Below are 26326 nucleotides of genomic sequence, written 5' to 3'. Positions count from 1 at the left end.
CCGGAAGCGGTGGATCGATCCGTCAGGCGGCGAGACCGGCGGAAACGCTGGAATATCGAGGACTCCAACCCAATTCGTCGTTGGCCAACCGGCTCACCTGCGAGCAGAAGCTGCATGATCGTTCCTTCCGGCTGAGTGGAGGTTTTCCTACTTCCTGGACGGGGTAACGCCAGTGTTTGTGACGGCCTGTGATCGGCTTCACGGCACGCGGGAACGACCGTGCTGGTTGGGTGATGTCCCGGCGGGTCTGCGGCGTGTCGGTGTGTATCGTGCGGCTCATGCGAGTCGACGGTCGGGAGATCCCGGTCACGGGAAAACTCCTGCAACCGCTGATCCGGCGTACCAGTGACATCGTCCGGGTGGTGCTGGCGGGGATAGGTGTAGCCGTGGTGGTCGCGGGCTCGCTGATCACCCGGCCGGAGTGGCTGGCGCTGGAACGCTCGGTCGCCAAGATCGTGGACTTCCTCAGCCAGGACCAGGCGACCATGGTCTATCTGATCTACGGAATGCTCATCCTGGCACTGCCGTTCGCCATCTTCATCGAACTCGTGTTGCGCAGGCAGTGGAAGCTGCTGGCCGGGTACGGGGCGGCGGGCCTGTTCGCGGTGCTCGCCCTGTCGATCACCGGCGCAGGCATCTCCACGCCGAAATGGCACATGCCGGTCCCTGACCGCTTCGACACCTTCCTTTCCCAGTTCCTCGACGATCCACGCTGGATCGCGATGCTCGCGGCCATGCTCACCGTGTCGAGCCCGTGGCTGCCGGTGCGGCCCCGGCGCTGGATGTGGTTTCTGCTGTTGATGTTCGCGCCGATCCACCTGGTGGTGAGCTCGGTGGTGCCCGCGCGGGCGATGCTCGGCTTGGCGGTCGGCTGGCTGGTCGGCGCGGTGATCGTCTGGCTGGTCGGCACGCCCGCGCTCGAGGTGCCCCTCGACGCCGCGGTCCGAGTGCTCGCCGGGCGGGGGCACACCGTGAAAGCCTTCCGGGTGGACCGGCCTGCCGGGCGCGGACCGTTGCTGCTCGCCACCGAGGTCGACGGGCCCGAAGACGAGATCGTCGTCGAGCTGTACGGCAAGAACCAGCGCAGCTTCGGCGCGCTCCGGCAGGTGTGGCGCTGGATCACCTTCCGCTCCAGCGAGACCGCACCGCTGCACGGATCGATGCACCGTGCGGTGGAACATCGGGCGCTGCTCGGCATCGCGATCGGTGACCTCGGGATGGCCGACAGCCATCAGGTCGTGGTGGCGGGCCTGAGTCGCGGCTGGATGCTGTACGCGCACACCATGCCTCGCGGTACGCCGATCGCGACCTTGTCGGCGCAGGTGCTGCCCGGAGTGTGGCGTTCGCTGCTTCGCCTGCACGACAACCAGATCAGCCTCGGCGATCTGCAACCCGACTTCGTGCGAGTCAGCCAGGGCGACACCCTGTTCGGCGGTTTCGCCGCCGCCGAATTCGGTTCGGCCGAGTCGCAACGTCAGACCGACATCGCCCAGTTGCTGGTGACCACCACCTCGCTCTACGGCAAACACGAGGCGGTCTCGGCGGCGATCGAGGCACTCGGCGAGGACAAGGTCGCCGTCGCGGCCCGGCGCCTGACGAAATCGGCCATGTCGATCGGCATCCGAAAGTCGGTGCCGCAGTGGACCAAGGTGATGTCCACCGCCCGCGAGGAGGTGCGCAGGCAAACCGGCCACGACCGCATCCAGTCCGAGCAGATCACCCGTTTCTCCCGCAACCAGCTCATCCAGCTCGTCCTACTGGTCGCGCTGGTCTACGTGGCGTATCCGTTCTTCAGCCAGGTGCCGACGTTCTTCAGTCAGCTGCGCACGCTCAACTGGTGGTGGGCGCTCGCGGGTCTCGCCGTGTCGGGGTTGACCTACGTCGGCGCTGCCGCCGCGCTCGGTGCCTGTGCGGACGGCCTGATCAAGATGCGCTATCTGCTCGTGGAGCAGCTGGCCAACACCTTCGTGGCGACGACCACCCCCGCCGGTGTCGGCGGGTTGGCGCTGAGCGTGCGGTTCCTGCAGAAGGCGGGCATGTCCACGCTGCGGGCTACGGCCGCGGTGGCGATGCAGCAGTCGATGCAGGTGCTCACCCACCTGGTGCTGCTCGTGGTGTTCAGTGTGGTGGCCGGAACGTCGAGCAACCTGGCCCACATCGTGCCCGACGCGACGGTGCTGTATCTGGCCGCGGGCGTGGGTGTGGGGCTGATCGGCGCGTTCATGTTCGTGCCGACGCTGCGTCGCTGGGTGAATCATTCGGTGCGCCCGCAGGTCAAGGAAGTGTTCGGCGAACTCGTCGACCTCGCGAAGGACCCGAAGCGTTTCGTGGTCATCGTCGGCGGCTGCGGCATGATCACTCTCGGGCAGGCGCTGGCGCTGTGGACGAGCGTCGAAGCCTTCGGTGGTGGCACGGATTTCGTGGCCGTCACCATCGTCACCATGATCGGCGGCACGCTGGCCTCGGCCGCGCCGACACCCGGTGGCGTCGGCGCGGTCGAAGCGGCGCTGATCGGTGGTCTCGCGGCCTTCGGCGTCCCGGCCGAGATCGCGGTCCCCGCGGTGCTGCTCTACCGCGTACTGACCTGCTGGATCCCGGTCGGTCTTGGCTGGCCGGTGATGGGTTGGCTCGACAAGAAGGACATGATCTGAATTGTTGGAGCGCTGGCGCGCTCGAGTCGCGGCCCTTCGGTCAGTCCAGAATCGGGCGGGCTGCGAAGACGAGGCTTCCAGAATCAGATTGCTCGGAGGGCGATCACGAGGCCGTCCTTCGAACACACCTGCGGGACCTGGGTATCGGGCTGGGAATTGCACTGCCAGCCGTCGACGACGACCGAATCCGACGGGGCGATCGTGGTGACGTAGGTGGTGGCCACGTTGATCGCCTCGGTGCAACCGGGACGGCCGTCGGCGGTGCCGATCGCGATCACGGTGCGGGTGGCGCCGCCCGCGTCGGTGACCGGTCCGCAGTTCACGTCGTCGACGACGGGCGGCGGGACGGGCGGGACGCTGCTGGTGGTCGTTACCGGGGGCATGGTCGGGTCGACCGTGCGGACCGGGCTCGGGGCGGGCGGCGGCGGACTGGCCGGTGCCGCGTTGCCGCGCAGGCCGATGGTCAGGCCCTGGTTGACGCAGATATGCGGCACCGTGGTGTCGGGCTGCGGTTCGCAGGTCCAGCCGTCGACGGCCGCGGCGTCACCGGTGCGCGGGACACCGAGGTAATCGGAGACGACATCGATCGCCTCGGTACAGCCGGCCCGGCCCGCGTCGGAGGCGAACACGATGACCTCGGCGGTGGCGCCGTTTCCGCCGGTGACCTGGCCGCAGTTCACGTCCTGGAGGGCGGGTTGCGGTGGATGGGTCGGACTCGGCGGTGGCAGCGGGGCGGCCGAACTACCGGTCAGCTTCGTCGCGGTGGTGGCCGCGGCGGAGGTCGTCGGCGTCGCGGTGGTGCTCGACGCGTGCGCTGAGTGATCCTCCTCGTCCTTGCTGCAGCCGGACAAGCCTGCGATCACGGCGAGTGCGGCAACCGCGCTCGCGGCGAGCCGAGTTGTTCTCACAATTCCTCCCAAGATGTTTAGCTGCCCTGTTGCCTGCGTATTCAATCACGGTGTCGCACAGTGCTGTCTGATCCAGCGGCGCGCGTTGCCCGGCGAACGATCTGCGGTTCGGGCATCGCGTGCCTCGGTATCGGCGGGGTTGCCCACCGCTTGCCGAACAAGCTGTTCGGTCGGTTCCAAGCAATGAACAGCTGAGTGACGTGAACCGCCCCACAGCGCAGGTAGGTGGGTGCGGGGTCGGGTTCCAGCGCCTAAACTGTCTGGGACGTAGCCGGATGATGACCGAAAGGTGTTTCGATGGGATCCCGGACGGTGGTCGCCGACGTTGCCGATGAGTTGGCGCGCCGGGTAGCCACCGGCGAGTACCGCCCCGGCCAGCTGATGCCGTCGGTGCGTCAGGTCGCCGACGAGTTCGGGATGAACCGCGCCACCGCCCAGCTCATCCTCGGCAGGCTCGAGTCCTACGGATTCGTCGAGGCCAGGCGCGGCAAGGGATTCACCATCCGCGATGTGCGGGTGGAGGGCGGCATGGACGTCTACCGGCACCTGTTCCGGTTCTCGATCACCGCGCCCGCGGTCGCCGCCGAGATGTTCACCGACATCGTCGAGGTGGAGCGCGGGATCGTCGGCGAGGCGCTGCTCGCCTACACCGCGGGGGAGAAGGTGCTCGATCCGGCCGAGCTCGCCGCCGCCGTCGACGAGTTGGAGGCGATGGCGCGCCACGCCGTGCCCGACCACGCGCGCATCATCGCCGCCGAGATCGCGTTGGTGCGCAAGCTCCTCGGCGTGCTCGAGATGAGTATGCAACGCGCGGTGCTGAATTCGATCGCCGATATGGTCGTGGAAGTGCCGGAGGCGATCGCCGCCTATTTCGCCGTCGCCCCCGATCTGCACGTACTAGTCTGGCGCGCGCTGCTCGCGGTATGGGACGCCGATTCCCCGCCGAGCGAGGCGCAACTCGCGCTGTTCGAAGACCTGTTCGCGCTGTACCACGAGAAGGTGATCGCCCGCTTCGGCCAGCTCGTCGGCGAGACGCCGATCCACACGGTGCCTCTGAGCTCGGCCGTCTGAACCGAACGGCTAGCTGTCTGAGTCGGGTTTCTTCGACGTGCCCGCGGGATGTATCCAGGGCAGATGGTGTGGCACCACGGTGTCGATGAGGGTGCTGACACGCGGCGTGTGCGCGGTGGCAAGACCCGACCCGACCATCACGCCGAGCGCGATCGACATCACCGAGAGCAGCGCCGACACCAACACCTCCAGCCCGCCGCTCGACACACCCGACAGGGAATGCGTGACCAGGTCGGAGATCCCGGTGTAACTGATCCCGCCGGGCACCAGCATCCAGAACGCGGGCAGGAACGCCACCTGCGTCGGTGGCGCGTGCTTGCGGCTCTGGATCAGATACGCGGCGTTCACGGCGACGAGCCCGCCGAGGAATGTGCCGGTCAGCGGACCGGACACGTGCTTGCCGAGAACCTGGGCAGCGTAGGTGACATAGAGGACGAGCAGCAGCCAGCCCACCGTGTTCTGCGGCGCGCTCGACCGCCACGAATGCCCGTAGCCGATCAGCAGCACCCCGAGCAGCGGTGCCCACCAACCCAATTGGGCAGTGTTCACCGGCGGATCCGACAGCGGTCCGAGCAGGCTGATCCCCACGTAGGAACCCAGGGCCAGCAGGAACAGCATGTTGATGCCGTAGACGACCCGGCTGGCACCGGCCACCATCGATCCGGTCGCCAACTCGATCGTGCCGTTGGTGAGCATCGCGCCGGGTAGCAGCGTCGCGACCGCGGGAATCAGCAACTGCTGCGGTTGCCCACCGGCGAGCGCGCCGGGAAAGCCGTACGCGAGCGCCGCGACCACCGCCGAAGCGACCACCGGCAACGCCATCGACAGCAGCCGCACCTTGTCGGCGAGCTGGGTCAGCGCGCCGACGACGAGGCCGAGCACCACATAGCCGACCAGCGCCCGCGCGCCCGGGTTGAGCATCATGCCGATGCCGACGGTCAGTACCACCTGCCCGAGCAGGATCAGCCACGGCGGACTGCCGGGCTTCTGGGTGAGGATCTTGTCGAGATCTATCGACGCCTGGCTCGGCGGCGGCGCGTCCTGCTCGATCTGGTCGATGAGCCGGTAGAGGCCGTCGATCTGGTCGAGCGGCAGGGTGCCGACGCGGGCGTCGAGCATGTCGATCGCGGAGCTTTCGTCGGTGCGTACCCGGACGAAGACCGCGGTGGGCAACACCATGAAATGGATGTTGTCGGTGCCGTAGCGTCGCGACAACTTGTCGAGGATGACCTGCACCCGTGCGGAGGTCTCGCCCGCGCCGACCAGTGCCACGCCGATGCGGCACAGCAGATTCAGCAGATCGGCGGGTACCGGCGGGTCGACGGGTGCGTGCTCGGTGGGCCGTGGCGTGGCCTTCGCGTATTCCTCGCGAATCTTGGCGATGGCGTGGGTGACTCGGGTCCTGGCCACTTTCCACGTGTTGCCCGCGTACTCCTCCGAAGCCATGTCACCGCCGTCCGCAACCGTAGGGCAATGCTGCGGGGGGCGCACCGCCCCGCATCGCTGGTGAGATATGCCGAGTGTAGGGCAGGTGCGGTGCGGAAGAGGTGCGTCGAAGGTTCTGGAGTGCTGGGATCGGGCGCGGCCGACAGTTATCGGCCGGGCACCGATCTTCGTGGCGACCCAGCTCAGCCGTTGAGTCGGGTGAGGCGGTCGTAGGCGGTGACGTACTCCTCCACGAGGCGGTTGACCACGTCGGCGCTGCGTTCGACCTTGTTCATCATGCCGACGACCTGCCCGACCGGGTTGAAGTTCACGTCCTTGGCGGCCTCGGGGTAGCGGTGTCCGCGTTTGACGCCGTCGAGGGCGACCATCATCTGCAGCGGCATGGGCAGCGGGTCGGGGGTCTCGGTGGATTCCCAGGCGTCGGTCCAGTCGTTGCGCAGCATGCGGCACGGCTTGCCGGTCCAGGAACGCGAGCGGATGGTGTCGTGGCTGGTGGCCTCGAGGTAGGTGTCCATCTGGGCGGGCGGCACATTGGCCTCTTCGACGGTGAGCCACAGCGACCCGGTCCACGCGCCCGCCGCGCCCATCGCCAGGGCCGCCGCGACCTGCGCGCCGTTGCCGATGCCACCGGCGGCCAGCACCGGCACATCGCCGATCGCGTCGATCACCTGCGGCCACAGCACCAGCGAGGACACCTCGCCGCAGTGTCCGCCGCCTTCGGTGCCCTGACACACGACGAAGTCGAGGCCGGCTGCCTTGTGGTTCATCGCGTGCTTGACCGAGCCGCACAGCGCGCCGATCACCCGGCCGGAATCCTGGATGCGCTTGACGACGTCGTCGGGCGGGGTGCCGAGCGCGTTGGCCACGAGCTTGGCCTTGGGGTGGTTCAGGATCACGTCGACCTGCGGACCCGCGGTGGTCGCGGTCCAGCCGAGCAACTCGTTGTGGTGCTCACCGTCGGGCAGCGCCGGCACGTTGTGGTCGGTGAGGATCTGCTGGGCGAAGTCGCGGTGGCCCTGCGGAACCATCTGCGCCAGCTGCTTTTCCAGCTGCTCGGGGGTGAGCCCGTCGACGCCCTTGCCCTCGTATTTCGACGGGATCACCAGGTCGACGCCGTAGATGCCGGTGACGTGTTCGTCGAGCCAGGCCAGCTCCACCTCGAGCTGTTCAGCGGTGAAGCCGACCGCGCCGAGTACCCCCAACCCGCCCGCGTTGCTCACCGCCGCTACGACGTCGCGGCAGTGGGTGAAGGCGAAGATGGGGAACTCGATGCCGAGCTGTTCGCAGAATTCGGTACGCATACCGAACTGTAACACGTTCTATTTTAGTCGAAAATGGTTAATTTCTAGAGCGCGGCATCCTCCAGCGCGACCAGGGAATCCTCGAGGTGATCGAGCAGTCGATGCAGGTCGGGCAGTGTGCGGCGGCAGCCGACGAGGCCGAAATCGAGGTTGTTGCCGCTGGAGGTGAGGGTGATGTTCACGGCCTGCCCGTCGAGCGGGATCGACAGCGGATACGTGGCGTCCAGGCGCGAGCCGTTCCAGTACAGCGACTCGTTCGAACCGGGCACATTCGAGATGACGATGTTGAACGGCGGCGTCGCCACCGAGGCGAACCCGGGCAACAGCATCGCCGCCAGCGGACTCAACATCACCCCGGCCATCGCCAGCGTCTGCATCGGCGTGAGCGAGCGGTACACCTCTTTGTTGCGACGCGTCGATTCGCTCACCACCCGAAGACGTTCCAGCGGATCCGCGATATCGGTACCCAGGTTGCACAGCAGCGCCGCGACCTTCACGCCTTGGCTGTCGACATCGTCTTCCTCGCGCAAGGACATCGGTACCAGTGCGATCATCGGCTTGTCCGGCAGGGCATCGCGCTCCAGCAGATAGGCCCGCAACGCACCCGCCGACATCGTCAGCACCACATCGTTGAGCGTGGCGCCGGTGGCCTTCTTCACCTGCTTGACCCGATCCATCGACCAGCTGCGCACCGCGCATTTGCGGGCGCCGCCGATCGGCACGTTGAACAGCGTGCGCGGCGCCTCGAACGGCAGGGTGAGCTGCTGCTGCAGCAGGCCGGTGCGGGTCGCCTTCATCAACGCGGTGGTCGACGAGCGCGCCGAGGTGACGGTGTCGATCAGCCCGCCGAGCCGTGACTTGCCGGGGCGTGCCGGGCCGACCTTGCGCGGCAGGTTCCACGGCCGCATGAGCTCGGTCGCGAACGGATCGGTGCTCAGCGTGCGGCGCATGAGGCGCTGGGCCGAAACTCCGTCCACCAGTGCGTGATGCACCTTCCAGTAAAGCGCGAAACGTCCGTCGGCCAGGCCCTCGACGAAGTGCACCTCCCACATCGGCCGGTGCCGGTCGAGCAGGCCGCTGTGCAAGGTCGACGCGTGGTCGAGCAGCTGGTCTATCTTGCCCGGTCCGGGCAGGGCGCTGCGCTGTACGTGATAGTCCAGGTCGACGTGGTCGTCCTGGGTCCATGCCATCTGCGGTGCGCCCAGCCAGGTAGCGGGCCGCTTACTGAAAGTGGGCCGAACGTTCTTGTCGGCCAACAAGGTGTCGCGGAACTCGCGCAGATATTCGGGACCGGCGTCTTCCGGCGGTTCGAACAACTGCAGTGATCCGACGTGCATCGGGTGCTCACGAGATTCCGCGAGCAGGAACAGCGCATCCAACGGCGCGATGAAATCCATGAGAGATCGCCCCCTGACGAGAGTGGTTCGGTGAAAAGTCTTCAGACGATCGACCACGCTGTCGGGTACGGCACCCCTGCGTGCCATATATCCACGCTACCCGGCCCTATGGTGTCGCGTCAGCTGAACGCTCAGACCATCACGAACTCTATGCTGTTCGCCGGATGTTCATTCGGCGGAACGCTACTGGATGCTCGAGCTGTTCGAAAACGAGCTGTTGGAGCCGCTACCGCGATGAGCATCCGGCCGGGCCGGCTTGCGTTCGTCGAGGTCAGACCTTGACGGTCTGTGCTTCGCGCGGGTCGACGGCGTCGCGCGGATCATCTTGCTGCGACGCCTCATTCGCGCGCTCCGGCTCGACCGACTGCTGTGGCTCGACGGCCTGCTGTGGCTCGACGGCCTGCTCCGGCTCGACGGCCTGCTCCGGCTCGGCTGATTGCTCCGACTCGGCGGGCCGCTCCTCGGCGACCTCCTCGAAGGCGACTTCTTCCGAACGGGTTTCGGTGGTCGTCGGTTGAGGCGCCGGAACAGGCTCTACCCCCGTGCCTTTCGACGCGATCTCGATGCCGAGTTCGATGCGCGTCGTCTCGACCAGCGCTCGCTCCTGCTCGGCCGCGTGGCGCATCGCCTTCTGCCACAGCGAGGCCATCTCCTCGAGCTCCTCGACGGTCGCCTCCACGTCGATGTGCAGTTTCAGCCGCTGCATCGTGATGTGCTGGGCGGCGGTGAGGGTGCGTAGCAGGTCTTCGCACTTGTTGGGGATCCGGCGATGCGCCACCACCCGCAGGCGAGTCAGCATGCTGCCGGGGCGATCCCAGATCACCTTGTGAATCTGCGCGCCGACGCCGTCGATCTCGTCGGCCGTGACCAGATCCCACTCGCCGCAGGTGGTCAGATCGGAGCGCACCGAGGCCGAGGTCTCCAGGATCGAGGCGACCGCGGCGAGCACCGCCTCGCGGCGCCACGCCTCGTGATCGCGCTGGTCGCCCACCATATTCGACAGCTCGACATTGCGCTGCGCGGCGTCGAGTGCCTGCCTGCCGCGCTCATCGGCGGCCGCGATTCCTTCGCGGTGGGTTCGGTTGTTGGCGATGAGGCCGACCAGAACTGCGCCGGCGACCGGGAGCGAGCCGAGGAGTGGAAGCCACTGAGTCACCAAGCGATCATTGCACCGGTGCCCGCAACAGTCACCATGATCGGCGCGTTGGCATCGATGTCGCGTGTCAGCTCGGCGTCGGAACCCCGTGCAGAAAACCGATGAGGGGGGCCAGTTCCGGGATCTGCTCAGCGTCGGCGAGTGCGGTTTCGAGTGCTCGATCGTGGGTCGGTTTCGCCATTTCGTAGGCGGCTCGACCGGTTTCGGTGAGTTCGGTGTAGATGCCGCGGCGGTCGTCGGCGCACAGCACGCGCACCAGGAAGCCACGGTCTTCCAGTCGATTGACCAGTCGGGTCGTCGCACTCGCCGAGAGTGCGGCAGCGCGAGCGAGCTGTGAGATCCGCATGTGCCAGCCATCCTGGCGGGCCAGTGCGTCGAGCACGGTGAACTCGACGATCGACAGCTCGTGCTCGCGCACCAGCTCGCGTTCGAGCGCGGTCTCGATGTGCCCGTGTAGCGCGGCCAGGGTGCGCCAGCCGGTCGCCCGCACCTCGATGGCGTCATCAGCAATACCCATGTGACGAGTATAGCTGGCGGTTGCAATATAGCGCGTGTGCAACTAGCGTCGTCTATCGTTAGTTGCACACGCGGGTAATCGGCTCTTGTTGGAAGGAAGCGTTCACATGCCACTCGGTCTCATCGCTCTCGCGCTCGGGGGCTTCGGCATCGGACTCACCGAATTCGTCATCGCGGGGTTGCTCTCCCCGGCGGCGGCCGACCTGGGCGTCTCGGTGCCCACCGCCGGCTATCTCATCTCCGGTTACGCGCTGGCCGTCGTCATCGGCGCGCTCGCGCTCACGCCGCTCGTCAACCGCTGGCAACCCAAGCGCGCGTTGCAGCTGCTCATGGTGCTGTTCGTTGTCGGCAACGCGGCCTCGGCGCTGGCTCCCGGCTACGCGGCACTGCTCGGCGGACGGATCCTCGCGGCCCTCGCGCACGGTGCGTTCTTCGGCATCGGGGCGGTGCTCGCGTCCTCGCTCGTCGCGCCGGAGAAGAAGGCGGGGGCCATCTCGATCATGTTCGGCGGGCTCACCGTCGCCAATGTTCTCGGCGTCCCGCTGGGGACGTTCATCGGACAGCAGTGGGGCTGGCGAGCCACGTTCGTGGTGATCACTGTCGTCGGGCTGGTCGCGCTGGCAGGTATCACCGCGCTCGTCCCCGACGCACCGACCACCCGCGAACGGCCGGACCTGCGGGCCGAACTGTCGGTATTCCGCAACACCCAGGTCTGGTACTCGCTGGTCATGACCGTGCTGGTGTTCGGTGGCATGTTCGGTGCGTTCATGTATATCGAGCCGCTGCTCACCCGTGTCACCGGGTTCTCCGAGGGTTTGGTGCCCTGGCTGCTCGTGTTGTTCGGTGTCGGGCTGTTCTTCGGCAATCTGCTCGGCGGCCGCTGGGCCGACCGCGCACTCACCCGTACCCTGCTGGCGCTCGCGCTGGCCCTCGGGCTCTCGCTGGCGGCGTTCGCGCTGCTCGCCGATCACAAGATCGCGGCGCTGCTGCTCCTGCCCGCCATGGGCTTCTTCGGCTTCGGCGCGACTCCTGGCCTGCAGATGCGGGTGCTCGACCATGCCGGTGCCGCACCGACTCTCGCCTCGTCGGCCAATATCGCGGCCTTCAATGTGGGCAACTTCCTCGGCGTGTGGCTGTCCGGGCTGGCGATCAGTGCCGGGTTCGGCTGGGTCTCACCGCTGTGGGTCGGGATGGGGTTCGCGGCGACCGGGCTGGTGGTGTTGATCGCGGCTACTCGCGGCGAGCGTGCCGTTGGGCCCCCGGTCGCCGAACCCGTGGCGGTCTAGGCAGACGAAAATCCCCGGTGCGCAGCGGTTATCGCTGCCCACCGGGGATTTCGTCGTCGGTGACTAGTTGGCCGGCGTGGTGGTTGTCGGGGCCACCGTGGTGGTCGGCTCGACCGTCGTGGTCGGAGCCACCGTCGTGGTCGGGGCCACGGTCGTGGTGGGAGCCACGGTCGTGGTCGGGGCGGGTGCGGCGGCCTGGTTGGTCGCCGGTTCCGGTGTGGTGGTCGACGGGGTAGTAGTCGGGGGGACGGTCGTGGACGGCGCCGTGGTGCTGGTGTCCGTCTTCGACGTGGTGGTCGACTTGGGGCTGGTCGTCGTCGACTTCGAGGTGGTCGACTTCGACGTGCTGGTCGGCGCAGTGGTGGTCGTCGCAGGCTTCGTCGGAGCGGCCAGCGCGGCTGTCACCGAGGAGTCGTCCGGTGCGGCCTTGGTGTTCACCGTCTCGCCCGCCTGTGCCTGCTTGGCCAGGTGCGTGAGCCATGCCGCGGCGTACTCCGCCGAGGTCAGCGGCTTGCCGTTCGAGGAGTCGGAATCACGCCAGTAGTCGAAGTGGTGACCGGTGCCGTTCGGGCCGAGGGTGAGCTGGTACGGATCGCTCATCGCCACCGGGATCGTGTTCTGGTTCGTCACGATCAGCCCGACGATCTCGTTGAAGATCTTCTGCGGCAGGTACGCCAGCGGCGAGAGCTGCTCACCGGCGATCACGTCGGCCTTCGCCGGGGTGGTGGTGGTCTTACCCGGCTTGTAATCCGGGTCGGAGACCTTCAGCAGCACGTCGAGGAAGGTTTCGTCGCTGGCCATCCAGTTCGGGTTCGAGCCGATATCGGAGAACGCGGCCATCGCGATCCGGCCCAGCGTGAAGGCCATGTCCTGGCCGGTGGCCGGAGTGAGCCCGTCGCGCTGCAGGTCGTCGATATTGATCTGGCGACCCACATTGGCGGCCAGCTGCAGCAGCGAGATGTTCTCCGGCGCCGCGCAGGTGAGGTCGCCCTCGGAGCAGAACGAGGCGATCTTGCCGTTGAGCGCGCCGAAGTCGTTGCCCGTGGTCACGCCCTGACCCGAGATCGGCTTGGTGCCGTTCTGGTACTTCTGGTCGAAGTTGTCGGGGTTGGCGAACGGGTCCTCGGCACCGAGGAACGTGCCGTCGCCTGCCTTGCGACCGGGATCGGCGAACATCACCACACCGAGCACGTCGTCCGGATTCACGGTCGCGTATCCGTCTGCGGGATCGTCGTTGCCGATGCCCTCGGCCACGCGGCGCACCACGTCGGCGCCCTCGCTGTAGCCGACGATGGAGAACTTGGTGTCCGGGCAGGCCGCCGAGATCTCGCGCATCACCTGCTGGGTGTTGGCGACACCCGCGTTGACCGCGTCCTCATAGGTCGACATATCGGCTGGGTAAGCGATGTACACCGCCGCGTACTCGCCCTCGGCCAGATCGTCACGTGGTGCGTTCACCACCGGATCCACCCAGACGCTGCTGTGATCACCCGACAGCGCCGCGGGCAGCGGGTTTCCGTTGGCGTCGAGCAGCATCGCCGTGGTGCCCTCGACCGGGGTGTCGTTGCGACCGGCCACCGAGATGGTCACCATCTCGCGGCATTCGGTCACCGACGTGGTCAGCTCGTAGCGCGGTGAAGCAGGCTGCGACGTCACCGCGAACGAGGCGGCCACGATCGCCGCGACCCCCAACGCCGCAGGCGCGGCGACAGCCGAAGCAAGGCGATGTTTCGCAAGAAACTCACGCAGATTCATATGTGATCCCGTTCGAATGACCTACAGGTGGGCAGGCCCCCCGACGGGCCGCATGTCACGAACATTGTCGTGACCACCAGCAAGATCGTTACTGACGCGAACAGGAATTGATCGGGCTCACAGGTCGACCGTAGGAGCGGTCGCCTTCGCCGCGAGTCGCCCGGCCGCTATCGCCGCCACCACGATGGTGCACAGCGTCGCCAACATGATCGCCGAGCCCTCACCCGGTACGAGCACCCCCAACTGACTACCGACGGTCACCGCCGCGACGGGCACCCCGATCTGGGCCGCGGCCAGCGTGCCGTAGGCCACCGGCTGGCCGAGCAGTCGCGCCGCGCAGTGCACGGCAACCGCACCGAAGCCGAGGGCGAGGCCGAGCAGGATGAACCGCGGATGCTCTCCGAACTCCCGGAGGTCGAGCCGGGCGCCGAGCCAGACGAAAAACAGGGGAGCGAGCAGGCCGTCACTGATCGCGAACACCTGCTTGGCCACCCGCCGTGGTTCGCCGACCCCGGCCACCGCCAGGCCTGCAGCGAACCCGCCGAGCATGATCGAGACGTGCATCGCGCTCGCCACCCCACACAGCGCGAACACCAAGACCAGACTCACCCGCAGTTCGAGCGTGAACTTCCGGTCCTCGGACACCTCGTGCACCTGACGCTGCGCACCCGTCTTCTGTAGGTAGCGCAGGACGAAGAACATCACCACCGCGCAGAGCGCGACGGCTACCGCGCCGATCGCGGCTCTGAGAGCGTTCGCCGGATCGATCACCAGCGGCAGCGCGACGATGCACGCGGTGTCGGCGATGGCCACCTGTGCGGTGAGCGACAGGACCGGCGGCCCGGTCAACCGCATCGAATCGATGATCGGCAACGCCATCGCCGCCGACGACGACGCCATCAGCACCGCGTACACGGCCGCGTGCCCGATGTCGAACGCCTGCGCCACCGCCCAGCCCGCGACCGCCGCGACCACGCCGACCAGCACGGCCCGCGCCGCACCGCTGCCGAGCGCGGTGCGCACCTGCGGATCACGCACGGGCACGTGGGTCCCCGCGGCGAACATCACCAGCGCGAAGCCCATATCGGCGAGGAAGACGAAGATCGGATCGGTGGGGTCGAGGATGCCGAGACCGGTGGTGCCGAAGATGATTCCCGCGACCATCTCGCCGAGCAGCACCGGCAGGTACAGCTGCTTGGGCAAAGCCAGCAGCGGCCCGATCAACCCGAGCGCGACCACCAGCGCCAGGGTCGCGAAGGTCATGGCATCGTGGCGATCTTGGCCGGTACTTCGATGTTCTCGTCGGCCCAGTACAGCGCGCACACCCGGTGGTAGCCGTCCGCGATCAGCATCGGCACGTTCCGGCGACAGTCACCGCGCACCAGCAGGATCGGCGAGAGCTTCTTGCCCTCGGTCACCTTGAGCAGGTCTCTGCGCACATGCGGGTTGTCCGGGGTGAGGGCATTGAGCTGGGAGGCCCGCAGAATGTCCTTCACCTTCTTGACGACCACCGGCGCGGCCCTGAGCTCGGCCACGATCGCGTCTACCAGCGCCTTGTCGCCGAGTAGCTCGAGATAGTCGGCGGCAGCCGGATAGTCGTGGTCTTCCGGGGCGGACTTCCACTTCACCTGCAGGATCGCTTCGGTCATCGACTCATCATCCGCCCCCTCCAACGGGTTTGCCGAGGGGTCGCCACATGTTGTAGATCGGTTGCGCGATCGGTATCGGGCCGTGGTCGGCGTAGCGATGGACTGCTACCAGATGTCGACCCACTGCGGTCGCTGCGGCACATCGAATCCCGCGGCGCGTCCGCGCACCAGACTGCGCCAACCGCATCCCCACATGGAGGACGCCGAGGAATACAGCACCGCGCCAACCGCCGATACCGCCCAATACGCCGGCACCACCGGATTGACCGGCGCCGTACTCTTCCCCACCCTGATTCCGATCTCATCGCGGCGTTGCCGCAGGCGATGCGCCGTGCGGTCGTCCGCTCAACCGTAGAGTGGCCGCTCCGGCTCAGCGATGCGGCGATCAGGGCTCAGGTGATGTGAGGGTGCGGCGGACGGCGTCGCGCAGCCAGTGATGGGCACCGTCGGCGGTGTGGCGGGGGTGCCAGGCCATGCCGATGGTCACCGGCGGCAGTGCGAGGGGGATGTCGAGGAGGTGCAGTCCGAGGGCGGTCGCGTCATCGGTGAGGGGTGACGGGTCGGCGCCGGGTAGCGCGGCGGGGACGAGGCAGACGATATCGCTGCGGGCGGCGAGGGTCATGGCGGCCAGGTGGCTGGGGAGGACGACCCTGACCCGTCGTCGAAGGTTCTGCTCGGCCAGCGCGGCATCGAGTGGTCCGGTGAACCGGCCGCGTCGGCTGACCGCGACGTGCTCGGCGGCAGCGAATCGCGCTGGGGTCAGGGGTTCCTCGGTGAGGTAGTGGCCGGGCCGGACCGCCGCCACCATCCGCAGCCGGACCAGCTCTTCGACCTGGGTCTCAGGATCTATGTGGTCGATGGACCCGATCTCCAGGTCGATCCGGCCGTCGCGAAGCGCGGATCCGGCCTCCAACTCCTCGGCCAGCAGCCGGAACGAGACGCCCGGCGCCTCCTGCTCGGCCAGCTGCAGCAGTCGGGGCGCCAGCGCCGCGCCGACCAGGTCGGCGGCTTGCAGGGTGAAGGTGCTGATCAGACCCGCGGGGTCGACGCCGGTGCCGGGGCTGAGCAGCGCACCCAGGCTGCGCACCACCGCGGCGGCTTCCTCGCGCAGGGCTCGGCACGCGGGGTGGGAACCATCACTTGTCCGGCACGGACCAGGAGCGGATCGCCGAGGATGCGCCGCAGACGGGCGAGGGTGCGGCTCATCGCGGCGGGTGAGGTGTGTAGGCGGGCGGCGGCGCGCGTGACGCTGTGCTCGGCCAACAGGGCGTTCAGCGCGATGGCGAGATTGGCATCGATGACCGGATCGGGGCTGTTCACCAGCATTATTCCATTTCAGTCAATAATTCAGTGCTGAAATTCCCATTGTGGCAATGCGTGGTTCTTCGCAGGATGGCGGGTGTACCGATCCAACGAACTGCGAGGCCCTCATGATCGTTATCACCGCTCCTACCGGGAACATCGGCCGCCCACTGCTCGCCCAGCTCATGGAGTCCGATGAGCAGCTGCGGGTGATCGTGCGTGATCCCGCGCGGCTTTCGGACGTCGCGCACGAACGGGTCGAGGTGATTCCCGGCTCGCACGGCGACGCCCACGTCCTCGACCGCGCCCTCGACGGCGCGGATGCTGTCTTCTGGCTCGTTCCCCCGGACGCCTCCCGGTCCCCGCACGACGGCTGGAGCGGCTTCACCCGCCCCGCCGCTGAGGCGCTCGCCGTCCACGGCGTCGGCCATGTAGTCGGGGTCTCGGCGCTCGGGCGAGGTACCAAGGTCGCCGACCGCGCGGGCCTGGTCACCGCCTCCCTCGCCATGGACGACCTCATCGCGGGTTCCGGCGTGGCCTACCGAGCCTTGGCCAACCCGTCCTTCTTCGAGAACCTCCTGGAGGAGGTCGACTCGATCCGCGACAAAGGGGTGTTCGTCGATGTTGTCGATGCCGACCGCAAAGCCCCGCTCGTCGCGGTCGCCGATATCGCGGCCGTCGCCGCAGGCCTGCTGCTCGACCGTTCGTGGACCGGCACCGCCGAGGTCCCGGTCCTCGGGCCGCACGACCTGTCGCCCGATGACATGGCCCGCATCATGACCCAACAGCTCGGCCGCCCGGTCCGCTACGAACGCCAGTCGTTCGACGAACTGCGCACCGAGCTGGTCGGCTATGGCCTCGACGAGGCATTCGCCCAGGGTGTCGTCGACATGAAGCGGGCCAAAGACCACGGCCTCGACGCCGGAGTCACCCGCACCCCGAAAACCGCGTCCCCCACCACCTTCGAGCAGTGGTGCGCCCACACGCTCGCCCCCGCCGTCCGCGCTTGAGACCTACCGACACCTTGGGAGACACCCCGATGCCCACTCAGAAAACTGAACCACCGGTCACCGCGTTCATGCTCGTCAAGACGACACCCGAATGGCTCGCACTGACCGTCCGGGAACGCGTGAACGCCTTCACCACCCAGGTCCTACCAGCCATCGAGGCCAAGACCACCGGCGTACGGTCACGCTTCTACGACACCGAGTTCTACTCCGCCCGCGTCACCGACGTCTGGGTATGGGAAGCCGATGACCACCACGCCTACCAACTCCTCATCGACGCCCTACGCGAAACCCCGTTCTGGGACCGCTATTTCGAGGTCATCGACCTACTCGTCGGCACCGAAAACGGCTACGCCCGCACCTACGGCCTCGAACCCGTAGCCACCATCAGCACCTGAGCGTGGATCAGCCCCTCGCCATATCCACGAACCGGCTGAGGTGCAGCTGGTGGGCGACGGTGATCGTGGCGGTGGGGCCGTTACGGTGTTTGCCGACGATGAGGTCGGCCTCGCCGCCGCGAGGGTCGTCGCGTTCGATGGCGTCGGGACGGTGCAACAGGATGACCATATCGGCGTCCTGCTCGAGCGAGCCGGACTCGCGAAGGTCGGAGACCATGGGCCGCTTGTCGGTTCGCTGTTCCGGACCACGGTTCAGCTGCGAGATCGCGATCACCGGAACTTCGAGTTCCTTGGCGAGCAGCTTGAGGTGTCGCGAGAATTCCGAGACTTCTTGCTGACGCGATTCGACCTTCTTACCCGAGCTCATCAGCTGCAGGTAGTCCACCACAACGAGTTTCAGATCATGACGCTGCTTGAGCCGTCGAGCCTTCGCCCGAATCTCCATCATGGTCAAGTTCGGCGAATCGTCGACGAACAACGGCGCCTCACTGATCTCACTCATCCGGCGAGCCAGCTTGGTCCAGTCGTCATCGCTCATCCGCCCGGACCGCATATCACCGAGCTTGATCTTCGCCTCGGCCGAAAGCAGACGCATCACGATCTCGGTGCGGCTCATTTCCAGCGAGAAAATGACGCTCGCCATGCCGTGCTTGATCGAGCAGCTCCGCATGAAATCCATTCCAAGGGTCGATTTGCCGACGCCAGGTCTGGCGGCCACAATAATCATCTGACCTGGGTGAAGACCGTTGGTGAGTTCGTCGAGTTCGGTGAAGCCGGTGGGGACGCCGAGGGAGATGCCGCCGCGGGAGGCGATGGAATCGATCTCGTCCATCGTGGGCTGGAGGAGTTCTTCCAGCGGGGTGAAGTCCTCGGTGGTGCGGCGTTCGGTGACTTCGTAGATTTCGGCCTGGGCGCGGTCGACCACCTCGGCGACGTCCTGGCCGTCGGCGCCCGCGTAGCCGAACTGGACGATGCGGGTGCCCGCTTCGACGAGGCGGCGCAGGATGGCCTTCTCGGCGACGATCTCGGCGTAGAAGCCGGCGTTGGCCGCGGTGGGGACGGTCTGGGTGAGGGTGACCAGGTAGGGCGGGCCGCCGATGCGCTTGAGTTCGCCGCGGCGGTCGAGACCCGCGGAGACGGTGACGGGGTCGGCGGGTTCGCCACGGCCGTAGAGGTCGAGGATGGTGTCGTAGACAGCCTGGTGCGCGGGGCGGTAGAAGTCTCCGGGGCGCAGCACCTCCACCACATCGGCGATGGCGTCCTTGCTCAGCAGCATGCCGCCGAGGACGGACTGCTCAGCGGCCATGTCGTGCGGAGGCTGACGGCCGAAGTCCTCGCCGGGCGGCTCAGGCGTGAACTCGGTTTGCGCGCGGTCACCGGTGGTTGTCACCAGGGGAGTCCTCTCTGCCCGCAGAACCGGGGGTTACACATCGATGTACTCGTTGTACTCCCGGACACCGACACGGATGTCAGCAATCGGTTGCCTGCGTGATTCCGGGGGCCGCAAGCGGGGCAATGCGACGAACCTAGGCGACGTTTTCGGGACTCGCCAACCCGACATGTGCACACAACTGTGGATAACTTGGGGGTAGTTCACCCGTTGTTGTGCAGCGCCTGTGGAAAACATGGGGAAAACCCAGGTCAATACGGTAAAACGCCCTGCTAGACCCCGGTTTGTCCAACCTGGGCCCTGTGGATGAAAGAAGTTCCGGCGTGTCGGTAAAGGTGAACAGCCGGGCGTGTTGGGTAAACAGCGATGGTGCAGGCTATGACGAGAGTCACAAATCTGCCGGTCGGTTTCCACAGTCATCCACAGGGTGAATAACCGGAGGTCACGCGGTTACCGACCGTGAGCCGCGCAACACGGCTCGCACCGGCCGAAACATCGGCTACTGATCAGTTATCGCAAAAACAGCCTGAAAAAGGCAAGCAGAAACCACCCCTGTGCACGCACAGGGGTGGTTTCCAGCGAACTCAGTTCGCAGCAACCTCGAGGTTGAACTTCGCAACCACATCGGGGTGCAGGTGCACCACGATGCCGTGCTTACCGGTCGCCTTGATGTGCGACTTCGGCAGCTCGATGCTGCGCTTGTCGACCACGGGGCCGCCAGCGGCCTTGATGGCCGAAGCCACGTCGGTGGTGGTGACCGAACCGAACAGCTTGCCGCTGTCGGCGGTCTTCACGGCCAGCGAAACCGCGGCGAGGCCCTCGATGGCCTGCTTCAGCTCGTTGGCGTGATCCAGGTCGCGCACCTTGCGGGCGTCCTGGGCGCGACGGATTCCGTCGACCTGCTTCTGGGCGCCACGGGTGGCCTGGATGGCCAGACCGCGGGGCAGCAGGAAGTTACGGCCGTAGCCGTCCTTGACCTCGACAAGGTCGCCGGGGGCGCCGAGGTTGTCGACATCAGCGGTGAGGATGAGCTTCATCTGTGTGACTCCCTTTCTCAGCGAGCGGTCGACACGTAAGGAAGCAGAGCCACCTCACGCGAGTTCTTGACGGCGACAGCGATGTCACGCTGGTGCTGCACGCAGTTGCCGGTGACGCGGCGAGCGCGGATCTTGCCGCGATCGCTGACGTACTTACGCAGCAGCGTGGTGTCCTTGTAATCGATATTGACGATTCCGGACTTTGCTTCCTTGCAGAAAGCGCAGGCCTTCTTCTTCAGTACCTTTTCGCGCGCGGGCGCTTTAGGCATGGTTTTCTCTCCGTACTATGAGTGCCGTTCGATCAGAACGGCGGTTCGTCATCCATGCGGCCGCCGCCCCCGAAGGAGCCGGCCGCGGGCGCGCTACCCCACGGATCGTCTTCGCCACCGGCATTGCTGCCGCCGGCCGGACGTCCGCCGCCATTGTTGGCGTTGTAGCCGCCTGCGCTAGATCCACCACCGGCATTGCCGGAACCACCACCACTGAAGCCGCCACCGCCGCCTCCGCCACCGCGACCGGCCTTGGAGACCTTCGCAGTCGCGTAACGCAGCGAGGGACCGACTTCGTCGACCTCGAGCTCGACCACAGTGCGCTTCTCACCCTCGCGGGTTTCGTAGGAGCGCTGCTTGAGCCGACCGCTCACGATGACGCGAGCGCCTCGGGTCAGACTTTCGGCGACGTTCTCCGCTGCTTCACGCCAGATATTGCAGCGCAGGAACAGAGCCTCGCCGTCTTTCCATTCGTTCGAATTGCGATCGAACACACGGGGAGTCGACGCGACGGTGAAATTTGCCACCGCTGCGCCTGCGGGCGTGAAACGAAGCTCCGGGTCTGCCGTCAAGTTTCCGATGACGGTAATGACCGTGTCGCCTGCCATGGGGGTTCCTCCTGCTCGGGGTGCAGTCCGCATCTCGGGGATTTGCGCTCGAGCCTAAAGCTAGGCTCTGACATCAAATTCGAGAAGGGTGCGGACTACTTGTCGTTGCGCAGAACCTTGGTGCGCAGCACCGTCTCGTTCAGGCCCAGCTGGCGGTCGAGTTCGCTCACGGTGGCCGGGGTCGCGGTCAGGTTGACGATCGCGTAAATGCCTTCGGCCTGCTTGGCGATTTCGTAGGCGAGCCGGCGGCGGCCCCAGATGTCGACCTTGTCGACGTTGCCGCCCTCGGTCTTGACGACCGTGAGCAGAGTATCCAGGGACTGCCCGACGATGCGCTCGTCCAGGCTCGGGTCGAGGATGACCATTACTTCATATTGACGCACGGACCAATCACCTCCTGTGGACTAGGAAACGGCCATGGACTCTCCATGGCAGGAGGGTTCGTTGCGTCAGCAACCCGCCAAGGCTACATGAGCGGGTAGTGACCAGCGAAATCGATGCCCGCCGCGGGTGTACCCCGGTGATCGCGGCGTCGCCGCATAATGTGGTCGCCATGACCACAGTCGGCCCGCGACAGCGCGCAGCACGGCGCGGCGCGACGTGGGCCGCGGCCTTGAGCATCGTGGTGATGCTGCTGTGTGGGCTCACCCTCGCGCTGGCCTATGCCAACAAAGCCAGGTGCGCGGGTGGCGCGATCGATGAATCCGGTCGCAGTCTGGTATTCGACGAGCGCAAGGATTCGGATGTCTGCTATTCCGATATCCAATTCCTGTGGCTCGGCCGCGATATCGACAATCACGTCTTCCCGTACGTCGACGGCGCGATCACCGACGACGGTGCGCTGACCGGCGGCGCGGTGGAATACCCGGTGCTCAGCGGCGTGCTGATGTGGGCAGGCGCCGTCGGGGTGGACAACGACGCCGACTTCCTGTGGCATTCGGCATTGTTGCTCGCGCCGTTCGCCCTGCTCACCGCCTGGATGCTGGCCAGAATGGCCGGCCCGGCGGCGCTGCTGTGGGCGATCGGCCCGCCGCTGGTGTTCTACGCCTTCCACAACTGGGAACTGCCGGTGGTGTGCACGGCGGTAGCGGCGGTCTACGTGATGACGATGCTGACCGGACTGTCCGTACGCACCCGCGGAATCATCGCCGCGGTGCTGCTCGCGCTGGGTTTCTGTCTCAAGCTCTATCCGGGAATCTTCGTGCTCCCGCTCGCGGTGTTCGTGCTCACCGAGGGCGCCCCGCGCGATCGACGCCGGATCGGCGAGCTCGATGTGGCGGGGGCCGCGCAGACCCTGCTGGCCGCGATGGGCACGGTCGTGGCGGTGAACCTGCCGTTCGTGCTGGCCGGGGTGGAGGGCTGGCGCGCCTCGATCACCTTCCAGCAGTTGCGCCAGGCCGACATCACCACCAACTCGATCTGGTACTGGGGTCACCAGCTCCTATTCGGCCGCGCGGCGGAGACGACCCAGACCTGGCACGACGCGGTAGCGATCGCCTCGCCCGCCCTGATCTTCGGCGGGTTCGCGCTGGCCATGTGGCTGGGCTGGCGGCGCTGGACTCCAGGTTCGGCGTACCCGTGGGTGGGTGTGAGCGCGGCGATGCTGGCCGCCTTCATGCTTTTCCACAAGGTGCATTCACCCCAGTACACCCTGTGGATAATTCCGTTCCTGGTGTTGCTCGAGGTGCCGTGGTCGCTGGTCATGGCCTATCTGGTGGCCGACGCTGCGGTGGGCGTCGGGGTGTTCCGGTACTTCGCCGCACTGGGCGAGGGCGAGAGCGTCGAGCTGATGGAAGGGATCGTCCAGTTCGGCGTGTGGTTGCGCACCGCCCTGTTGATCACCCTGTTCTTCCTCTTTCTGCGGGCGAGGATGCGTGGCAGGCGCCTCGAGCCGAGCCCGGCACCGGGTCGCCAACTGCAACCCGCGTGAACGACAACGGCGGCGAATCCCGAAAAGGGACTCGCCGCCGCTGTGAATCTTCGGCCGTGGATCAGCTGACCGGAGTGGACTCCTTGGCGTCCTCCACAGCGTCGGGCTCGGACTTGCGGTTGCGCAAGATACTCGAGACGAGCGCCGCGCCGATGAACGCCACGCCGACCAGACCCGTGATGAGCTCGTTGATGTGCACGCCGATCGAGACGAGCAGGATCGCCGCCAGCGCGCCGATCGCCCAGTGCGCGCCGTGCTCGAGGTACACGTAATCCGACAGCGTGCCCTGGCGAACCAGGTACACCGTGATCGACCGGACGAACATCGCACCGATCAGGCCGAGGCCGAGCGCGATGATGATCGGGTCGGAGGTGATGGCGAACGCGCCGATGACACCGTCGAAGGAGAACGACGCGTCGAGCACCTCGAGGTACAGGAACAGGAAGAACGCGGCCTTACCGGTCGCCTTCACCAGCGTGGAAGGGCCACCGGATGTTCCCTCCTCGAATTCCTCGACGTGGAACATCGAACCGAGTCCGTCGACCAGGATGTAGACGATCATGCCGAGCAGGCCGGCGACCAGCACGGTCGAGCGATCGTCTGCGTCGGCGAGGAACTCCGCGACCAGCACCAGACCGGTACCGGCGACGACCACCGACAGCATGTCGAGCTTGCCCGCCTTGGCCAGCGGCTTCTCTAGCCAGCTGAGCCAGGTGATGTCACGCTCGTCGAAGATGAAGTTCAGGAACAGCAGCGCGAGGAACATGCCACCGAAGGCCGCGATCTGCGGGTGGGCGTCGGTGAGCAGGGTCTCGTAGCTCGCGGTGCCGTCGGGGAAGTACGCGGCGTCGTCGGCCGGCGGGTTCAGCGCCAGATCGAACGCCTCGACCGGGTTCAGTCCCGCGGTGACCCACACGATGGCCAGCGGGAAGATCAGGCGCATACCGAACACGGCGATCAGTACGCCGATGGTCAGGAAGATCTTCTGCCAGAATTCGCTCATCCGTTCCAGGACGGTGGCGTTGATGACAGCGTTGTCGAATGACAGCGACACCTCGAGAATGCCGAGGATCGCGCACAGTGCGAGTGCGGTCAGGCCACCGTAGAGGTAAGCCACGACCAGTGAGACCACCGTGAGGGCGATGGACAGGCCGAAGATGCGCGTTATCACGCGGAGGGACCTTTCTGTTTCGCACGAACAGGGGGCCCGATATGCCGAGCCCCCTGTTCGCGAGGGTGACTAGACGTTGACGCCGTAGTCGCGAGCGATGCCGGACAGGCCGGAGGCGTAGCCCTGACCGACGGCGCGGAACTTCCATTCGGCACCGTTGCGGTACAGCTCGCCGAAGACCATAGCGGTCTCGGTCGAGGCGTCCTCGGACAGGTCGTAGCGGGCGAGCTCGGTGCCGTTGGCCTTGTTGACCACGCGGATGTAGGCGTTGCGTACCTGACCGAACGACTGCGAGCGAGTCTCGGCATCGTAGATCGATACCGGGAAGAAGATGCTCTCGATGGTCGGCGGGGTGTTGGCGAGGTCGACGTCGATGACCTCGTCGTCGCCTTCGCCCTCACCCGTGGTGTTGTCGCCCTTGTGCTCGATGGCGCCCTCGGGGGACTTCAGGTTGTTGAAGAAGACGAAGTGCTTGTCGGAGACGACCTTCTTGTCGGCGCCGGTCGCGATGGCGCTCGCGTCGAGGTCGAAGTCGGTGCCGGTGGTAGTGCGCACGTCCCAGCCGAGGCCGACCGAGACCGCGGTCAAGCCCGGAGCCTCTTTGCTCAGCGAAACATTGCCGCCCTTGGACAGACTGACACCCATGCGGGAATCCCTTCGATTAGTCCGGTGTGTCGTTTCCCAGCATGTCCGAATCGCCGGGTACCGCTACGACAGTAATAGGTTTCGCAGATCTTGCGTAGGAACCGTCTGCAGCCCAGGTTAACGGGGGGAATCTCCTACCATCGACGGCAGTGAGCGGGCGGGCCGCATGCGTGGTTCGGAAAGGGGATGTGCCGGTGACACCTCGCAGACGCGGATGGTTCAGATCGGGGGCGGATCATGAGTGGATCAGCGGGGCGCGGGCCGCGACGTCGGCCGCCTTTCTGGATATGGACAGCAGGCAGTCGGCAGCGGAGGCGGGCGTGGTGGCCAGTGGGCAGGTCTTTCCCGAGCGCCGGATCGCCGCCGTCTGGGAGCCGGTGCGCGCGCGGTGCTACGCCGCGGCGGGCGCGTACCTGAGCTTCACCGACGAGCTCGACGCCGCCGAGGCCGCGGGCACCGCTGTGCTCGATGGTCCGGGGCGGGCCGATGCGTTGGTCAGGCAGCTGAACGACGCCGCCCGAGGGGTCGACGAGTTCTACAACGCGAACCGCGCCGGTCTGGCCGAGGCCGCGACCGTGCGGGCGTCGGTGCCACAGCTGCTGACGCATGTGCGTGCCGAGGCCGAGCAGGTGCTGGCCGCCGCGGCGTCGTCCGGATTCACGAATTACCCCTCGATCTCCGCGGGTGTAAGGAGACTGAATGAGGCTCTGATCACAGCCTCTTCGGTCGATCCCGGCACCGCGGTCGCGGGCGCGCGCGAGGCAGCGGCACAGGTGGAGCAAGCAACCACGGAATTGTCGAATGCGTTGGCGCAGGCACCTTCTCGCGCTTCGGCCGCCGCGAACGCGATAGCGTCGGTGACCACCCGGCTGGCCGCGGTCCGTAATCGCGCCGGTGCGCTCGGGCCCGCGTACTCCGCACTGTTGCGTGAGTTCAGTGCTGCGAGTTCGGCGGACTTGACCAACAATGAGCGGGAAAGCCGTCGTGGCATGGATGCCGCCGACGAGGCGCTGGTCGGCGCGCGCGTCGCGGCAGCCGATCGTGATCCGGAGACCGCCCTTGATGTGACCGCCACCGCACGCGAGTACCTCGCCGAGGCCGAGCAGTTGGTCGACGCCGTCACCCGGCGCCTCGAATTGCTCCGTGAGGTACGTGCCGATCCCGAAGCTCAGGCCCGCACCGTACGATTTCGGCTGCGGGACGCGCAGATGCTCGCGGTCGACCGAGGACTGGTCGCCGAGTGGGGCTCGGTTCTCGATGCACAAGCAGAACGCCTCGACCGCATCACCGCTGGACTTACTGGTCGCCATCCGGACTATTGGGCGTATGTTACCGAGCTGGGTACCGTCGCTGAGTTCATCGCGGGCGTAGTCGAGCGGATCAGAAAACACGCAGCCGAAAAGTAGAAATGACAATGGGTCGACAGATGAGGT

The 26326-nt window shown here is 66.6% G+C and carries 26 protein-coding genes; 7 read left to right on the top strand and 19 right to left on the bottom strand.

What is annotated here, in order from left to right:
* The first annotated feature begins 278 nt into the window (after positions 1–278).
* A complete protein-coding gene (locus tag OHS03_RS27680) occupies positions 279–2651 on the top strand; it encodes a lysylphosphatidylglycerol synthase domain-containing protein (protein ID WP_328658104.1) in 2373 nt (790 codons plus the stop codon).
* A gap of 83 nt (positions 2652–2734) precedes the next feature.
* Here OHS03_RS27680 and OHS03_RS27675 read toward each other — a convergent pair whose 3' ends face one another.
* The gene (locus OHS03_RS27675) at positions 2735–3559 is read right to left on the bottom strand and encodes a hypothetical protein (RefSeq protein ID WP_328658102.1); all 825 of its coding nucleotides are present in this window, start codon (positions 3557–3559) and stop codon (positions 2735–2737) included.
* A gap of 297 nt (positions 3560–3856) precedes the next feature.
* On the opposite strand from OHS03_RS27675, the gene OHS03_RS27670 reads away from it, so the two are divergent.
* Positions 3857–4630, top strand: a complete 774-nt coding sequence (locus tag OHS03_RS27670) for a GntR family transcriptional regulator (protein ID WP_056823973.1) — start codon at positions 3857–3859, stop codon at positions 4628–4630.
* A gap of 9 nt (positions 4631–4639) precedes the next feature.
* Here the strand turns inward: OHS03_RS27670 and OHS03_RS27665 are convergent, their stop codons facing one another.
* From OHS03_RS27665 to OHS03_RS27645, 5 genes are all read right to left on the bottom strand, one after another.
* Positions 4640–6076, bottom strand: coding sequence for a threonine/serine exporter family protein (locus OHS03_RS27665; protein ID WP_328658101.1), 1437 nt, complete (start codon positions 6074–6076; stop codon positions 4640–4642).
* A gap of 182 nt (positions 6077–6258) precedes the next feature.
* Positions 6259–7377, bottom strand: a complete 1119-nt coding sequence (locus tag OHS03_RS27660) for an NAD(P)H-dependent flavin oxidoreductase (protein WP_301904126.1) — start codon at positions 7375–7377, stop codon at positions 6259–6261.
* A 44-nt stretch (positions 7378–7421) separates the two neighbouring features.
* Positions 7422–8774, bottom strand: a complete 1353-nt coding sequence (locus tag OHS03_RS27655) for a WS/DGAT/MGAT family O-acyltransferase (protein ID WP_056823964.1) — start codon at positions 8772–8774, stop codon at positions 7422–7424.
* 271 nt (positions 8775–9045) lie between these two features.
* On the bottom strand, positions 9046–9930 hold the full coding sequence (locus tag OHS03_RS27650; protein WP_328658099.1) for a hypothetical protein: 885 nt from the start codon (positions 9928–9930) through the stop codon (positions 9046–9048).
* A gap of 67 nt (positions 9931–9997) precedes the next feature.
* On the bottom strand, positions 9998–10447 hold the full coding sequence (locus tag OHS03_RS27645; RefSeq protein WP_328658097.1) for a MarR family winged helix-turn-helix transcriptional regulator: 450 nt from the start codon (positions 10445–10447) through the stop codon (positions 9998–10000).
* Between the two features lie 106 nt (positions 10448–10553).
* Between OHS03_RS27645 and OHS03_RS27640 the strand changes: the two genes are divergently transcribed.
* On the top strand, positions 10554–11732 hold the full coding sequence (locus OHS03_RS27640) for an MFS transporter (RefSeq protein ID WP_328658095.1): 1179 nt from the start codon (positions 10554–10556) through the stop codon (positions 11730–11732).
* 63 nt (positions 11733–11795) lie between these two features.
* On the opposite strand, the gene OHS03_RS27635 is transcribed toward OHS03_RS27640, so the two are convergent.
* From OHS03_RS27635 to OHS03_RS27610, 6 genes are all read right to left on the bottom strand, one after another.
* Positions 11796–13487, bottom strand: coding sequence for a cutinase family protein (locus OHS03_RS27635; protein WP_328658093.1), 1692 nt, complete (start codon positions 13485–13487; stop codon positions 11796–11798).
* A 117-nt stretch (positions 13488–13604) separates the two neighbouring features.
* Positions 13605–14750, bottom strand: a complete 1146-nt coding sequence (locus tag OHS03_RS27630; protein WP_328658091.1) for a cation:proton antiporter — start codon at positions 14748–14750, stop codon at positions 13605–13607.
* On the bottom strand, positions 14747–15124 hold the full coding sequence (locus OHS03_RS27625) for a hypothetical protein (RefSeq protein ID WP_328664434.1): 378 nt from the start codon (positions 15122–15124) through the stop codon (positions 14747–14749). Before OHS03_RS27625 ends, OHS03_RS27630 begins: the two co-directional genes overlap by 4 nt.
* A 117-nt stretch (positions 15125–15241) precedes the next feature.
* On the bottom strand, positions 15242–15424 hold the full coding sequence (locus OHS03_RS27620; protein ID WP_328658089.1) for a hypothetical protein: 183 nt from the start codon (positions 15422–15424) through the stop codon (positions 15242–15244).
* Between the two features lie 97 nt (positions 15425–15521).
* Positions 15522–16226 carry a LysR substrate-binding domain-containing protein gene (locus OHS03_RS27615; RefSeq protein WP_328658086.1) on the bottom strand — a complete coding sequence of 235 codons (705 nt, stop codon included), beginning with the start codon at positions 16224–16226 and terminating at the stop codon, positions 15522–15524.
* Positions 16166–16462, bottom strand: a complete 297-nt coding sequence (locus tag OHS03_RS27610) for a helix-turn-helix domain-containing protein (RefSeq protein WP_328658083.1) — start codon at positions 16460–16462, stop codon at positions 16166–16168. Before OHS03_RS27610 ends, OHS03_RS27615 begins: the two co-directional genes overlap by 61 nt.
* 104 nt (positions 16463–16566) lie before the next feature.
* On the opposite strand from OHS03_RS27610, the gene OHS03_RS27605 reads away from it, so the two are divergent.
* The gene (locus OHS03_RS27605) at positions 16567–17448 is read left to right on the top strand and encodes an NAD(P)H-binding protein (RefSeq protein WP_328658081.1); all 882 of its coding nucleotides are present in this window, start codon (positions 16567–16569) and stop codon (positions 17446–17448) included.
* A gap of 29 nt (positions 17449–17477) precedes the next feature.
* Entirely contained in the window at positions 17478–17843 is a 366-nt protein-coding gene (locus OHS03_RS27600) for a darcynin family protein (RefSeq protein ID WP_328658079.1), read from the top strand.
* 7 nt (positions 17844–17850) lie between these two features.
* On the opposite strand, the gene dnaB is transcribed toward OHS03_RS27600, so the two are convergent.
* From dnaB to rpsF, 5 genes are all read right to left on the bottom strand, one after another.
* Positions 17851–19233, bottom strand: coding sequence for a replicative DNA helicase (gene dnaB / locus OHS03_RS27595; RefSeq protein WP_174552012.1), 1383 nt, complete (start codon positions 19231–19233; stop codon positions 17851–17853).
* A gap of 584 nt (positions 19234–19817) precedes the next feature.
* Complete coding sequence (rplI, locus tag OHS03_RS27590; protein WP_056823936.1) at positions 19818–20270, bottom strand: 50S ribosomal protein L9; 453 nt, start codon at positions 20268–20270, stop codon at positions 19818–19820.
* A gap of 17 nt (positions 20271–20287) precedes the next feature.
* Positions 20288–20539, bottom strand: a complete 252-nt coding sequence (gene rpsR, locus OHS03_RS27585) for a 30S ribosomal protein S18 (RefSeq protein ID WP_056823934.1) — start codon at positions 20537–20539, stop codon at positions 20288–20290.
* Positions 20540–20571: 32 nt separating this feature from the next.
* Positions 20572–21147 (bottom strand): single-stranded DNA-binding protein, encoded by a 576-nt coding sequence (locus OHS03_RS27580; RefSeq protein ID WP_056823931.1) that lies wholly within the window; start codon positions 21145–21147, stop codon positions 20572–20574.
* Between the two features lie 95 nt (positions 21148–21242).
* The gene (rpsF, locus tag OHS03_RS27575) at positions 21243–21530 is read right to left on the bottom strand and encodes a 30S ribosomal protein S6 (RefSeq protein WP_056823926.1); all 288 of its coding nucleotides are present in this window, start codon (positions 21528–21530) and stop codon (positions 21243–21245) included.
* Positions 21531–21700: 170 nt separating this feature from the next.
* On the opposite strand from rpsF, the gene OHS03_RS27570 reads away from it, so the two are divergent.
* Positions 21701–23077, top strand: coding sequence for a glycosyltransferase family 87 protein (locus tag OHS03_RS27570; RefSeq protein ID WP_328658077.1), 1377 nt, complete (start codon positions 21701–21703; stop codon positions 23075–23077).
* A 61-nt stretch (positions 23078–23138) separates the two neighbouring features.
* Here OHS03_RS27570 and OHS03_RS27565 read toward each other — a convergent pair whose 3' ends face one another.
* Both OHS03_RS27565 and OHS03_RS27560 read right to left on the bottom strand, forming a co-directional pair.
* Positions 23139–24248: a DUF475 domain-containing protein gene (locus tag OHS03_RS27565; protein ID WP_328658075.1), complete on the bottom strand. Its 1110-nt coding sequence runs from the start codon at positions 24246–24248 to the stop codon at positions 23139–23141.
* A gap of 69 nt (positions 24249–24317) precedes the next feature.
* Positions 24318–24893 (bottom strand): TerD family protein, encoded by a 576-nt coding sequence (locus OHS03_RS27560; RefSeq protein WP_062990541.1) that lies wholly within the window; start codon positions 24891–24893, stop codon positions 24318–24320.
* 287 nt (positions 24894–25180) lie between these two features.
* On the opposite strand from OHS03_RS27560, the gene OHS03_RS27555 reads away from it, so the two are divergent.
* Positions 25181–26299, top strand: a complete 1119-nt coding sequence (locus OHS03_RS27555) for a hypothetical protein (RefSeq protein WP_328658073.1) — start codon at positions 25181–25183, stop codon at positions 26297–26299.
* Positions 26300–26326: the final 27 nt, after the last annotated feature.

The sequence above is a fragment of the Nocardia salmonicida genome (genome assembly GCF_036142455.1).
GTDB lineage: Bacteria > Actinomycetota > Actinomycetes > Mycobacteriales > Mycobacteriaceae > Nocardia > Nocardia salmonicida.
This window is presented reverse-complemented; position numbering and strand designations above follow the sequence as displayed.

Coding starts and splice junctions, on each gene's coding strand:
- rplI (WP_056823936.1), bottom strand. CDS start 20,270: ATGAAGCTCATCCTCACCGCTGATGTCGACAACCTCGGCGCCCCCGGC.
- OHS03_RS27560 (WP_062990541.1), bottom strand. CDS start 24,893: ATGGGTGTCAGTCTGTCCAAGGGCGGCAATGTTTCGCTGAGCAAAGAG.
- OHS03_RS27670 (WP_056823973.1), top strand. CDS start 3,857: ATGGGATCCCGGACGGTGGTCGCCGACGTTGCCGATGAGTTGGCGCGC.
- OHS03_RS27660 (WP_301904126.1), bottom strand. CDS start 7,377: ATGCGTACCGAATTCTGCGAACAGCTCGGCATCGAGTTCCCCATCTTC.
- OHS03_RS27605 (WP_328658081.1), top strand. CDS start 16,567: ATGATCGTTATCACCGCTCCTACCGGGAACATCGGCCGCCCACTGCTC.
- OHS03_RS27555 (WP_328658073.1), top strand. CDS start 25,181: ATGGACAGCAGGCAGTCGGCAGCGGAGGCGGGCGTGGTGGCCAGTGGG.
- OHS03_RS27600 (WP_328658079.1), top strand. CDS start 17,478: ATGCCCACTCAGAAAACTGAACCACCGGTCACCGCGTTCATGCTCGTC.
- OHS03_RS27570 (WP_328658077.1), top strand. CDS start 21,701: ATGACCACAGTCGGCCCGCGACAGCGCGCAGCACGGCGCGGCGCGACG.
- OHS03_RS27635 (WP_328658093.1), bottom strand. CDS start 13,487: ATGAATCTGCGTGAGTTTCTTGCGAAACATCGCCTTGCTTCGGCTGTC.
- OHS03_RS27610 (WP_328658083.1), bottom strand. CDS start 16,462: ATGCTGGTGAACAGCCCCGATCCGGTCATCGATGCCAATCTCGCCATC.
- OHS03_RS27645 (WP_328658097.1), bottom strand. CDS start 10,447: ATGGGTATTGCTGATGACGCCATCGAGGTGCGGGCGACCGGCTGGCGC.
- OHS03_RS27580 (WP_056823931.1), bottom strand. CDS start 21,147: ATGGCAGGCGACACGGTCATTACCGTCATCGGAAACTTGACGGCAGAC.
- rpsR (WP_056823934.1), bottom strand. CDS start 20,539: ATGCCTAAAGCGCCCGCGCGCGAAAAGGTACTGAAGAAGAAGGCCTGC.
- OHS03_RS27630 (WP_328658091.1), bottom strand. CDS start 14,750: ATGACCTTCGCGACCCTGGCGCTGGTGGTCGCGCTCGGGTTGATCGGG.
- OHS03_RS27640 (WP_328658095.1), top strand. CDS start 10,554: ATGCCACTCGGTCTCATCGCTCTCGCGCTCGGGGGCTTCGGCATCGGA.
- OHS03_RS27680 (WP_328658104.1), top strand. CDS start 279: ATGCGAGTCGACGGTCGGGAGATCCCGGTCACGGGAAAACTCCTGCAA.
- OHS03_RS27655 (WP_056823964.1), bottom strand. CDS start 8,774: ATGGATTTCATCGCGCCGTTGGATGCGCTGTTCCTGCTCGCGGAATCT.
- OHS03_RS27665 (WP_328658101.1), bottom strand. CDS start 6,076: ATGGCTTCGGAGGAGTACGCGGGCAACACGTGGAAAGTGGCCAGGACC.